General features: G+C 39.5%; 12 protein-coding genes and 1 tRNA gene. All 13 read right to left on the minus strand.

The features are described 5' to 3' along the window. Nucleotides 1–209: 209 nt before the first annotated feature. Nucleotides 210–398 (minus strand): 50S ribosomal protein L28, encoded by a 189-nt coding sequence (gene rpmB / locus ACYTR8_RS09320; RefSeq protein WP_002982870.1) that lies wholly within the window; start codon nt 396–398, stop codon nt 210–212. 542 nt (nt 399–940) lie between these two features. Continuing rightward, on the minus strand, nt 941–1,822 hold the full coding sequence (locus ACYTR8_RS09325) for a class II fructose-bisphosphate aldolase (RefSeq protein ID WP_003046614.1): 882 nt from the start codon (nt 1,820–1,822) through the stop codon (nt 941–943). Between the two features lie 205 nt (nt 1,823–2,027). Further along, nucleotides 2,028–2,113: transfer RNA gene (locus ACYTR8_RS09330), tRNA-Leu, on the minus strand. A 53-nt stretch (nt 2,114–2,166) separates the two neighbouring features. Next, the gene (locus tag ACYTR8_RS09335) at nt 2,167–3,093 is read right to left on the minus strand and encodes an alpha/beta hydrolase (RefSeq protein ID WP_111715134.1); all 927 of its coding nucleotides are present in this window, start codon (nt 3,091–3,093) and stop codon (nt 2,167–2,169) included. 159 nt (nt 3,094–3,252) lie between these two features. Next, entirely contained in the window at nt 3,253–3,960 is a 708-nt protein-coding gene (gene lrgB / locus ACYTR8_RS09340; RefSeq protein WP_111715131.1) for an antiholin-like protein LrgB, read from the minus strand. Nucleotides 3,961–3,977: 17 nt separating this feature from the next. Continuing rightward, a complete protein-coding gene (gene lrgA / locus ACYTR8_RS09345) occupies nt 3,978–4,427 on the minus strand; it encodes an antiholin-like murein hydrolase modulator LrgA (RefSeq protein WP_111715129.1) in 450 nt (149 codons plus the stop codon). A 131-nt stretch (nt 4,428–4,558) separates the two neighbouring features. Beyond that, complete coding sequence (locus ACYTR8_RS09350; protein ID WP_111715124.1) at nt 4,559–5,287, minus strand: LytR/AlgR family response regulator transcription factor; 729 nt, start codon at nt 5,285–5,287, stop codon at nt 4,559–4,561. Next, complete coding sequence (locus ACYTR8_RS09355; protein ID WP_003054838.1) at nt 5,284–7,044, minus strand: sensor histidine kinase; 1,761 nt, start codon at nt 7,042–7,044, stop codon at nt 5,284–5,286. The genes ACYTR8_RS09350 and ACYTR8_RS09355 overlap by 4 nt, the downstream gene beginning before the upstream one ends. Nucleotides 7,045–7,119: 75 nt before the next feature. Further along, nucleotides 7,120–8,724 carry a CTP synthase gene (locus tag ACYTR8_RS09360; RefSeq protein WP_003054816.1) on the minus strand — a complete coding sequence of 535 codons (1,605 nt, stop codon included), beginning with the start codon at nt 8,722–8,724 and terminating at the stop codon, nt 7,120–7,122. A gap of 282 nt (nt 8,725–9,006) precedes the next feature. Then, entirely contained in the window at nt 9,007–9,585 is a 579-nt protein-coding gene (gene rpoE / locus ACYTR8_RS09365; protein ID WP_115246706.1) for a DNA-directed RNA polymerase subunit delta, read from the minus strand. 213 nt (nt 9,586–9,798) lie between these two features. After that, a complete protein-coding gene (gene tig / locus ACYTR8_RS09370; RefSeq protein WP_111715113.1) occupies nt 9,799–11,082 on the minus strand; it encodes a trigger factor in 1,284 nt (427 codons plus the stop codon). A gap of 207 nt (nt 11,083–11,289) precedes the next feature. After that, nucleotides 11,290–12,663, minus strand: a complete 1,374-nt coding sequence (locus ACYTR8_RS09375) for an alpha-amylase family glycosyl hydrolase (protein WP_479642056.1) — start codon at nt 12,661–12,663, stop codon at nt 11,290–11,292. Between the two features lie 67 nt (nt 12,664–12,730). Next, nucleotides 12,731–12,895 carry a hypothetical protein gene (locus tag ACYTR8_RS09380; protein WP_479642057.1) on the minus strand — a complete coding sequence of 55 codons (165 nt, stop codon included), beginning with the start codon at nt 12,893–12,895 and terminating at the stop codon, nt 12,731–12,733. Between the last annotated feature and the right edge of the window lie 46 nt (nt 12,896–12,941).

The following is a 12,941-nucleotide window of genomic DNA, read 5'->3' on the forward strand; positions in this document are numbered from 1 at the left end:
CAATCATCAATAGCAATAATAAAATCAATCATCGTAGTCACCTCATCTATAGTGTACTACTTTGATTGATTTTGTCATTATGAATCTAGTTTTCTGAAAACAAAAGTTTCTTCATGCGTTTGGCGTGGTGAATCATAGGGATATCCCATTTTCAACTCTTCCCATTTCCGAAAAGAGACTAAGAAAAAAAGCCCTAAGGCTTATTTCTATTAGATGCGTTCTACTTTACCAGATTTAAGCGCACGAGCAGAAGCCCAAACTTTTTTAGGTTTACCATCAACAAGGATAGTTACTTTTTGAAGATTTGGTTTAACTGTACGTTTTGTTTGGTTCATCGCGTGTGAACGGTTGTTTCCAGAAACGGTTTTACGTCCTGTAAAATAACATACTTTAGCCATTTTGATCTGTTTCCTCCTACGTAGAATATGTTTACGGATGTGCTAGCACCACATACTTATCTATTTTATCATAGGGGGGGTTGTTTGGCAAGTTATTTTTGATTTTCTTTTTTGTATTCCAGTGATGGAAGGAACTCAGAATTGTAAGTGTGCACTACCTGTACTCATCTCATATAACGACTTTTATTAGATCCATTTCAATTTCCCCTATATGAACTTCTTCTTGACTGATGACAGAGTGGCAAGTATAGTCACTCTCAATAGTTAATTAAAAACTTGTTAAAGCTTAAAGCTAAGGGATTCAGATAGCAACTCTTGATTGTTCTCAATCACAAATGATTTCACAGAAAACGATATGATATGTACTTTTCACAATTAGAAAAATAGACCCTCACCATTTCCAGGCCACTTAACTCATTCTATGAATTATGCTTTATTTGTTACCATCAAAGATTGTTTCACAGAAACTGGTAGCCGTTTTAGGATGTCAAGTGTAACTAAAAAAGCCCTCAAGAGGGCTTTAGTAAATGTAATTCTCTAAATTATGCTTTGTTCGCTGATCCGAAAACGTCGATACGTTCTTCAACAGCGCCTTGAACAGCTTTCATGCCTGGAGCCAAGAATTTACGTGGGTCAAATAATTTTTTACCATCGTATTCTGCTTCGTTAGCTTCGTAGTTACGAGCAAATTCACGAGTTGCGTTAGAGAAAGCAATTTGGCTTTCAGTGTTAACGTTAACTTTAGCAACACCAAGACGGATTGCTTCTTTGATTTGATCGTCAGGAATACCAGAACCACCGTGCAATACGATTGGGAAACCTGGTACAGCTGCTGTTAATTTTTCTAAGTGGTCAAGAGCAAGACCTTCCCAGTTTTCTGGGTATGGACCGTGGATGTTACCGATACCAGCTGCCAAGAAGTCAATTCCAGTTTCAACCATTGCTTTAGCATCTTCGATTGGAGCAAGCTCACCTTTACCGATGATTCCGTCTTCTTCACCACCGATTGTACCAACTTCAGCTTCAACTGAAACGCCTTTAGCATGTGCAATTTTAACAACTTCTGCAGTTTTAGCAAGGTTTTCTTCAACTGGAAGGTGTGAACCATCAAACATGATAGAAGTGTAACCTACTTCGATACACTCAAGAGCATCTTCGTAGTGACCATGGTCAAGGTGAATAGCAACAGGAACAGTGATACCCATTGATTCAACAAGGTTAGCGATAAGAGATTGACATACTTTGTAACCACCCATGTATTTTGCTGCACCCATTGATGTTTGGATAAGAACTGGAGCTTGTTTAGCTTCTGCTGCACGCAAGATTGCTTGAGTCCACTCTAAGTTGTTTGTGTTGAATCCACCAACAGCATATCCGTTTTCACGAGCTGCTTGGACAAATTTTTCTGCTGAAACGATTGCCATTTGTAAGGCCTCCTCTTATTTTTCGGGATAACTCCCCGTTTACATTGTTCATTCTAGCACAATTTTCCATAAATTTCTAGTCTTTCACAAGCTTAAAGCGTTTTCCCAACGCAGATTATCCAAACTTTTCTCGAAATCAATGCTACCTACTCAGCTTTATTTGAAGCAAACGAAAAGAGATGAATCAACGATTCATCTCTTACTATGCGGAGAGTGGGACTTGAACCCACACGACCTAAAGCGGTCACAGGATCCTTAGTCCTGCGCGTCTGCCAATTCCGCCATCCCCGCTGCTCATCAGCAACATAAATTATTATAGCAACTATGAGGATGACTGTCAATACTTATTTATCAATTTTTTGCAAAAATGCAGCAATTTTTTTCTGGTATTGTACTGGGTTTGTTTCAAAGGATCTGGCATGTTTGGCCCCTTTAACAATCAAGATTTCCTTAGGACCTTTAGTAGCCTTGTAATTGTCGTAAACCATTTTTGTAGGAACAAAATCATCTTTATCCCCATGAATAAATAAAGTGGGCCGCTTATTTTTAGCCAGTTGTTTCACTGAACTTGCCTCTGCGTAACTAAAACCCGCTCGAATCTTAGATAAGGCAGAAACTTCATAGAGTAATGGGAAGGCAGGCAAGTTGTACATAGCCTTAGCCTGAAACTTCAATTCGTCCCAAACGCTAGTATAACCACAATCTTCAATAATAGAGGTAACCTGCTCAGGTAATTTTTCCCCACTTGCCATCATGACTGTGGCAGCTCCCATAGAAAGTCCAAAAAGGGTGATTTGACTGTCTGGTTTTTCCTTAATCAACTGATCTGTCCAAGCCATGACATTCAACCGATCATTCCAGCCATAGCCGATTAAGTTTCCTTGGCTTTCACCATGAGCCTCATTGTCTGGCATCAGGACATTATAACCCAAATCGTGAAAAAGCATGGCATAAGGTTTCATGTTTGACTTATTGTTAGCAAAACCATGCACCACGACAGCTATCTTTTGGGTTTCTTTTGCAGCCGGTAAATACCATGCTACTTGATTAAACCCACGATGGGTCATGTAACGCTTTTCACGTGGTAAAGCATCAAAAGCTTGCTCAGCTGGGTATAGCGGGTTATCCGTACTGCGTTTTTTATTGTTAATGAATGTTTTCTCATCCCGTACTTGGGCAACATGGAAGAAATAAAAACTAGCGCCAACGCTAGCAAGAGTTACTAACAGGAATAGGATTCCTATATACTTTGATAATCGAATGGTTTTCATATCAAATATTCTACAGGAAAATCAGAAAAAAAGAAAGCTTTACTCTACAAATAAATCGTTTTCCTGCTCAAGTTTTAAAAAACGAGTTCTTATCACCAAAAATCCTCCTAAAGACGAAAGCATTCTTTAGAAGGACTTAGAGGTAGGAAATAACAATTTTTAAAGAAGGACACTTCCCATAATGGGTACCACCACAGTAACAATAATGCCAACAACAACTAGGGCAATGGAACCCATTGACTCTTCGACTTGACCAAAATCTTTGGCTGCCGAAACCCCAAGTGCATGGCCTGCTGTTCCTAAGGCCAGACCACGTGCAACGGGATCTTTTATCTTAAACAATTGAATCAACGGTTTTGCCAAGGCATAAATAATCACACCATTTAAAATACAAGCTAGCGAAGTTAATTCTGCTGATCCCCCCATGGCAACTGATGTCGGCATAGCAATGGCTGTTGTTGCCGCCTGAGGTAACATCGACGCAACCACTACTCTACCAAGATGGAATAAACTTGATACGAGATAAATTCCATAGACTGCGACAACACTGCCTAACGTAATTCCACCAATAATCTGAAGCCAATATTGTTTCAAAACCTCCCGTTTACGGTAGAGGGGAATAGCAAAGCAAATGGTAGCAGGTTCCAAAAAGAAACTAATGATTTGCCCACCCTTATTGTACTCGGCAAAACTAATACCGGTTGCGCTCAAGGTAGCAATCCCAAGAATCATGGCAACAAAGAGGGGTGCAAAGAGGAAGAAACCTTTTGATTTTTTAAACAAAATCTGGCCAATAAAGAAGGTCCCTACAGATAAAAGAACACCGAAAATAGGAGAAACCCGCAAAATATCGATAAATGCTGCCATAACTAGCTCCTTTCTTCTTACTTAGCCAAGACTTTACTAGCTACCAGATGACGCTCATCCTGAAATGCCCCTTTGACCAAGAGACCTGGTTTTCCCAAAGCTGGTTTCTTGACATCTGCTCCCATTAATAATTGTGTCATCCAACCAGTTCCAACAAGTAACAAGAGTGTTGAAATAAAAATCAGAAGCATGTTTAAAATAAAATGTTCTTTCAAAATCCCTAAAGAGTTAATCACTGAAATACCGGCAGGAACAAAGAAGAGACCGATATTGCCAACCAAAAGATCTGCTACTTTTTCCACTTGACTAAGACTAATCACTTTAGTCGTTAAAGCTATAAATAATAAGACAAGGCCAATAACAGAAGCTGGTAATTTTATTGGGGATAGAGTCTCCAATACCTTTGAAATGAGAACAATTGTTCCAATCACAACGCTTTGATAAATCATAGAATAAGTTTTAGTCATGTGAATCATCTCCTTGTTTTCTCGCTTTTGATACATTTAGTATAGCGAAAAAAGAGCCTGTTAGGCTCTTTTCGGAATAAAACGCTTTCTATTTGGTACCAAATGCAGTGAGAGCGACTCAAAATACAGCGTCAAAGTCCTAACCGCTGGCGGAAGATTTTCAAATATGATCTACTCACAGGAACCTTTCCGCCATTGATCATGGTCACTTGGTAGGTTTGATTAAACCACGGCTGAATTTCTTTTATAGCTTGTGTATTAATGAGATAACTGCGATGCACTTTCAAAAAAGATTCTGTGGTTAAAACTTTCTCAATAGCTGATAAGCTTGTGTGACTGGTATAGTGGGCTGTTTTCGTATAGACCGTCGTTTCCTTGCCTTGGACTTCACAATAGAGAATATCTGAAAAGGGTAATAAGTATATGCGCTCATCTACTTCAAGGGTTAGGCGTTTGGTTTGTGGCACTTCTGCTTCTTTAGAGTTGTTCGTTTGCTGCCTGTCTAATGTCATTTTCGCCTTTGCAATAGCTTTTTGGATGCGCGCTTGTTCAAAAGGTTTCAAAACATAATCAATCGCATTAACTTCAAAAGCTTCTACGGCGTGATTATCATAGGCCGTTGCAAAAATAATTAAGGGAGCATTTGGAATCTGGCTTAGACGCTTAGCTAGATCTAGCCCGCTTTCATCTGTTAAATGAATATCTAAAAATAATAAGTCAGGCTGATGCGTTAATATCAGTTGAAAGGCATCTTCGATGGACTCCCCTTGATAAATAGCACTAACCATTTGAGTTTCTTCAACAAGATAAGCCAGTTCCATTCTAGCCAATGGTTCATCATCAATAATTACAACTTTCATGTGGTTGTCTCCTTTAGTTGATTAAAGGGGATTTGTAACACAAAACTGGTCCCCGACTGATCTGAGGTTACCTCGAATATAGCCTGATTACCGTATAAGCTCATTAAACGCTTGTTCAAATTTTCCAAGGCCGATCCTGTTCCTTTTTCAGAGGTAACTACCGTTTTCCCTAGCAAAGCCAATTTTTCTGGTGCAATTCCTTGACCGTTATCTTTGACCGTCAGCCTGAGATAACCTGATGCCTTTTGCCTTGCCATCACCCAAACCTTATTATCCTTCTTACGCCCTGTAAAGGCATGTTTCAAAGCATTTTCAACTAATATTTGAATCATAAAAGGAGGAATAGCTGCGCTTTTGAGGGCCTCAGGAATATCAATAATGACCTCATAGCGGTTAGGAAACCTAGCCTGTTCAATAGTTAGATAAGCTTCCAAATGTTTTAATTCAGAGTCAACGGAAATGACATTCTGCCGTGTACTATTAAGATTAGCTCTAAAATAATGGCCCAGTTGTAACAGAAGATGCCTTGCCTTTTCACTATCCACCCTTATCAAGGCAGAAATTGTGTTAATCGCATTGAAAAGAAAATGCGGATTAACTTGTGCTTGCAAGGACTTAATTTCAGCATCTTTGAGCAATCCTTGTTCTAAGGCCATTTGTCCCAATTCTAATTGCGATGAAAAAATATGCCCTAAACCGCTAGCAAGTTGTTCATCCACATAGGTTAAGTTAGAAGCATCGGTAAAGTATAGTTTAAAACTGCCCACGACACCTTTCTTGACAAAAAGGGGAACCACCACAGCTGCTTCCAAAGGACAGTCTGGGTGACTGCAACCAATTTGGGCTTTTTGACGAACCACCTGAATACGTCCCGTCTCAATGGCTTCTCGAGACAAATCGGTAATGATTTCTCGAGTCGGAATATGATGGTCACTGCCAGCTCCCACGTGAGCCAAGATAGCGTGACGATTAGTAACACTCACAGCTGACACGCGCATAAACTTTTTAATTTCTAAAGCTGCCTTCTGAGCCGAAGCTTCAGTTAACCCCTGCCGAAAATAAGGTAAGGTTTTATTGGCCAACTCCAAGACATCGTGCGTTTGAACAGCTTTCATGCTTTCTTCTTGACGTAAGGTCCCAAGAATGATAGATAGAAAAATCCCTGTCCCCAATGCATTCACAAAAACCATAGGGAGTGCAATGGTTTGAATCAAGGTCCAAGCTTGTTCCTTATCTGGTAAGAAAATCAAGATGCAAAGCATCTGAATCACTTCCATCAAAGCACCACAGAGGCTTCCTTGCCATACTTGAGGATAACGTTTATGTGTCAAGCTTACACGCCCCACTAATCCTGATAATCCACCAATCAATAAGGATGAAATAAAATAGGTATAAGGAGCGCTACCACCCTGAAGCCAACGCACAGCTCCTGAAATCAAACCCACAAAAAAACCGACAAAAGGACCACCAATTAACCCTGACATCCCAATCGTCAATGTTCTCGTATTAGCGATCGAATTGTGGGAAGACAGATTAACCAATCCACCATTATCTACCCCAACTTGTTGGGAAATCAGAACACCTGTAAAATTACTAATGATTGCAAAAACACTGAACGTCATAATCAGAATCCATCTCACTTTGATGGATTGACGGTCATGCATCAATCGTTTATAAAAAGGGCTAATCATTAATAGATTAGCCAGCAAAATAATCAAACCTACCCGTTCAAGTAAGGGCAACAACAATGACATCATATTAGACCTCTTTCAATGACAGCCATGAGCACCATAGCAGTCATCCGAATAGAATTCTTCAAACCATCTTAACCATTATTTGCTGTTTTGAACAGCTGCTGTCACAAATGCCGTGTATAATTCTTCTGGACGATTTGGACGACTTTGTAATTCTGGGTGGTATTGGGCTGCCACAAAGAATTTTTTCTCTGGCAATTCTACAATTTCAACTAAGCGGTTGTCAGGTGATACCCCTGAGAAAACAAAACCAGCTGCTTCAAATTCTGGACGGAATTTGTTGTTGAACTCATAACGATGACGATGACGACGTTGCACTACTTCTTGGTGATTGTAAGCTGCTGCTGCTTTGGAAGCCGGCTTCAATTTACATGGGTACAATCCAAGACGAAGCGTACCTCCCATATCTTCAATATCAATTTGATCGCGCATGATATCAATGATTGGGTATTTAGTACTTGGCTCTAATTCAAAAGAGTTTGCACCTTCCATATTGAGGACATGACGGGCAAATTCGACACAGGTCAACTGCATGCCAAGACAGATACCAAGCATTGGTACATCATTTTCGCGGGCATAGCGAATCGCTTGAATCTTACCTTCTGTCCCACGTTGACCAAAACCACCTGGTACAATAATCCCATCAACATCTCCTAACAGATCAGCTGCATTATCAGCCGTCACATCGTTGGCATTGACCCATTTTAGGTCAATTGCGGTATCATTGGCATAACCAGAATGTTTTAACGCTTCCACAACAGACAAGTAAGCATCTGGCAATTCCACATATTTACCAACCAAGGCAATTTTGGTTGTTTTTCTTAAATTCATCACCTTGTCGACCATAGCTGACCACTCGGTCATATCAGCTTTTGGTACATTTAATTTTAAATGATCACAAACAATCTGGTCCATCGATTGAGCTTGCAAATTCAAAGGAATTTGGTAAAGGTGCTCCACATCACGTGACTCGATAACAGCTTCTGGATTCACATCACAGAATTGAGCCAATTTATTTTTTATGCCCTGCTCAACTGGCTCCTCGGTACGAATAACCAACATATTAGGTTGAATCCCAAGCCCACGTAATTCTTTAACGGAATGTTGCGTTGGTTTAGTTTTCATTTCACCTGCAGCTTTGAGGTATGGCAACAGGGTTGTATGAATATACATGACGTTTTCAGAACCAACATCTGCTTTCATTTGACGGAGAGCTTCTAAAAATGGCAAACTTTCAATATCTCCAACGGTGCCCCCAACCTCAGTAATAATCACATCAGAATCCGTTGTTGAAGCTGCGCGTTTGATTTTTTCTTTAAGAGCATCTGTGATATGAGGAATAACCTGAACAGTCGCACCAAGATATTCACCTTTACGTTCTTTACGAAGGACCTCGCTGTAGATTTTACCAGTTGTGACATTCGAATACTTGTTCAAGTTGATATCAATAAACCGTTCATAGTGACCCAAGTCCAAGTCGGTTTCAGCGCCATCATCGGTCACGTAGACTTCTCCGTGTTGATAAGGACTCATTGTTCCCGGGTCAATATTAATATAGGGATCAAATTTTTGAATCGTTACCTTTAACCCACGATTTTTAAGCAAACGGCCAAGGCTTGCTGCTACAATCCCTTTACCAATTGACGATACCACACCACCAGTTACAAAAATGTATTTTGTCATAACACTCCTTCATTATCTTAAGTGAGCCAAGGACACTCACTTTAATTAACTAAACATTACATCGCTTGAAATGATAAACTAGGGGGCAACTCTGGTTCATTAGAGTCAAATAAGCTATCATTCAAGCTTTAATCATTATTGAAAAACAAAAATAGCCCCCTATTAACTAGGGAGCTTTACCTGACCTCTTAAAGAGGTGCCCGAATAATAATATAAACTATAATAAGCACTTTGTCAAATCATATTTCTTTTTTGACAACTACTTATAGGACGAGTAGACGTTTATTCCTCGTCTTCTTCCTCATCCTCTTCTTCTTCCTCATCTTCTTCGTTGATATCAACTTCCTCAAAATCATCTTCTGGAATAATTTCGTTTAACTCTGAGTCGTAAGATTCCACTTCTGATTTTTCATCATCAGGATCTTCTTCATCGTACTCAATATCAGCTGATTCTTCTGTAAAATCTTCATCTTCTGGGTCATCATCACTATAATCAATAGCGTCTTCGTCCCCATCCATAAAGGCATTAACTCGTTTTTTCTTACGTTTCTGTGCGCCGTCTTCATCATCTTCCAAGGTAATGATTTCCTCATCGATTTCATCAATGGCATACCATGAGCGAAGGCCCCATTTGTTATCGCCAAGAGGAATAAATGAGCCATCCGTATTTAAGTCAGTGTAGAAAAATGGCAATGCATGACGAATATCTGCATCAGATTTTCCTAAGTAGTTTTGAATCTCATTCACTAAGTCGCTAAAGTACATCTCATGATCACGACCACGCTCTTCCAAAATGGCACGCGCCACTTCAATCATGGAAAGTTCGCTTTTTTCTTGTCCTGCAAATACGTCTAATTTCAAGGCAGTTCTCCTTATTTTATCATTCCTTACTATTTTACGCTAAAAAAAAGGATTCGTCAAAGCTTTTATTACTCTATTTGATAACCTGTCGGCACTCTTTTCATTTTAGATAACCGTACCAATTACCACTTTCAGGCCTTCGTGTTTACGAGAGAAAAAACAGACAGGAGTATTATTCCTATCTGTTTTTGTCATGATAATTAACTCACACTATTATTTAACAGTTGCTGAGCTTGTAATAGCTTCAACCGCTTTTTTCATTGTGATGTCGTGTTTCAACATATCAGCTGAAAGAAGAGAACGTACTTGCTCAACCGGCATGTTGTATTCAGTAGCAAGGTCATTAATTTCTTGCTCGATTTCTTCTTCTGTTGCTTCAAAACCTTCTGCTTTAGCAATCGCTTCGATAACAAGGTTTGTTTTCACACGTTTGTCAGCATCTGCTTGGTATTGGTTGTGAAGATCTTCTTGGCTTGTACCAGTCAACTGGAAGTACATTTCAGGTGAGATACCTTGACGTTGCATGTTCCCCATGAACTCGTTCATTGAACGATGCACTTCGTCATGTACCATTTCTTCTGGTAATTCAACGATTTCAGCATTAGCAACTGCCAATTCGATTGCAGCACCTTCAACCGCATCATCGTAAGCAATTTCTTTAGCTGCTTCAAGTTCTTTACGGTATTTTGCTTTTAAATCAGCAAGTGTTTCAACTTCTTCGTCGATGTCTTTAGCAAGTTCATCGTCAAGTTCAGGAACTTCTTTTGTTTTAACTTCATGAACAGTTGTCACAAACTTAGCATCTTTACCAGCAAGGTCTTCTGCTTGGTATGCTTCTGGGAAAGTGACATTAACTTCTACTTCATCGCCAGCTTTAGCACCAACTAATTGGTCTTCAAAACCTGGGATAAATTGTCCTGAACCAAGTTCAAGCGAGAAGTTATCACCTTTTCCACCGTCAAATTCAACACCGTCAACTGATCCAACAAAGTCAATCACAACAGTATCTCCAAGAGCCGCAGCATCTTCTTTGACCACTAGCTCAGCAAGGTTAGCGCGCTCACGTTCAACTTTTGCATCTACTTCTTCGTCAGTTACTTCTTTAGATGCCTCAACTTCTACAGCAAGGTTTTTGTAGTCGCCAAGTTTTACTTCAGGTTTAGTTACCACTTCAGCAGTAAGTGTCCATTCTTGACCTTTTTCCATTGACACAACATCGATTTTTGGTTGTGCAACTACATCAAGACCAAGTTCTGTAACAGCTGCTTCATAAGCTTCTGGCAATACAATATTCAAAGCATCTTCATAAAGAACTTCTTCACCAAATTTTTGGTTGAAGACTGGACGAGGCATATGTCCTTTACGGAAACCTGGTGCATTCAAGTCTTTTTTGATTTTATTAAAAGCTTGATCAAGAGCTGGTTTGATTTTATCTTGACCAATTGTAAATGTAATCACGCCACGGTTTGTAGCTTTGTTTTCAAATGATGTAGACATTAAGTCATTTCTCCTTAAAATAATTTCGATACAGTTCATTCTATCATAATTTAAAGCGTTTTTAAAGTTTTTTATGCGTGAAATCACATCAGTAGTCTCTAAAAAACTTTTCTAAACAAAATCTGCTCATTAGCCAAGAAACGTCAGATTTTAACAGATTTGCCAATTGTTTCTTCATTAGAACACCTGATTTAGCACCGACTTTACTTATGCCGGAAGCAACACCAAGACTGATTTTTTAGGCAGCTTGCCTTTGAGAGTTTTTCCTGATACCTTGTAAACTTTTCCGCTTACTGCATCTTTGTAACTACCGTCAGCCAATTTTGTTGACGTTGAAAAGGTCTTATTCTCACTTGCTAAATTGGTAATAATAGCTCCTTTACCACCTCTCTCTATCATTACAAGCCCTTGATCGTCACTAATATTATGAAGGTATTCGTCACGTCCATTCATCGTATTTCTAAAATGATTGATGGCCACAATGGTTTTATTTTTAAATAGGTCACTGCCTGCATCTCCAATTTCAGATTGGCCTGGGAAACGATCATTTTGACCACCACCCCCTACCGGACGAGAATAAAAGAGAGGTGCTCCCTCTTTTCGAGAGGCAATCAAACTCCAGCCTAAAATGATGTCTTGGTCTGTCAAATTAGTTGATTCCCCATTATCATTGGCATAGGTGTCATGTGTTTCCACCCATGTGACGAGTCGGTCTTCTGGAACTCCTGGTGCCTGAAAATCCATCAGGTCTTCCGCGTAGACTTCTTCCTGCCGTAAACTGTTTCGAATAAATTCACCATAATCTGATGCTGTAACTCCCATTAACTTAGCATAGTCAGCTTCTTTAGAAGTAGAGCCTTGTAAAATTTCCCCATACTGGAATTGAGCGCCATTGTTTAAGATAACTGACCAAAAATCACTGCCATACTCTTTGGGCAATTCGATATGCTTTGCTGCATCATACCTAAATCCATCCGCACCATCTGCTACTGCACGTTTGAGATAAGCAAGAAGATATTCTTGAACAGCTTTACTTTGAGTATTAAGATCATATAGTCCCAACAGGGACTTTTGAGTCAGTTGATAGCGATCACCAAAATCTTTAATGCCTTCATTTCCATGAGTCCATTTCCCTAAAGCTTTTATCTTAGGGCTAACAGCTGCTACATCTGAAGTGGTATGATTAACCACCGCATCCACAATAATATGAAGACCATACTTATCAGCCTCTTTGGTCAAAGCTTTAAAGTCTGCTTCCGTTCCCAACTGATAGTTGCCGATTGTATAATCTGTCGGTTGATAATGATAATACCAATTCGTTAATGCCTTACTACCATCTTCCCCCTCAACAACTTGATTAATAGGAGACGTTTGAATGCTGGTATAACCAGCTTTTTTAATAGCTGGTAAATTATCTTTAATGGTATCAAAAGACCAACACCATGCATGCAGAATGGCTCCATCTTTCATTTCAACCTTTTGGGTATGCTGTGACCAAAACCAACCTAAACCAGCCGTCCCCAACATTACCCCTGTTACTAGCGAGGTGACTGTTATTTTCTTTCGTCTTGAGCTGACCATACTATCTTCTCCTTCGAATGTAAACGTTTGCATAAAAATTGATAAAAAATGAGCCTTGATGTAGCTTCTATCTTATATCGACACCAAAGCTCTTATCAAAAAGTATAATATAGCCTTCCTTATTTGACAATACTTTTCTAAAACGAACCCACGCCGTACGCATGAAAACTTTCTCTTCATCCTTTTGTGCCCGGACATCAATTTTGAAAAGATTCCTTTTTAAATCAATCATCTGCTTAGCCTCTTTCTCCAAATAATTGGGCTAAATAATCTTTCAA

This window comes from Streptococcus sp. F2 (assembly GCF_056500955.1).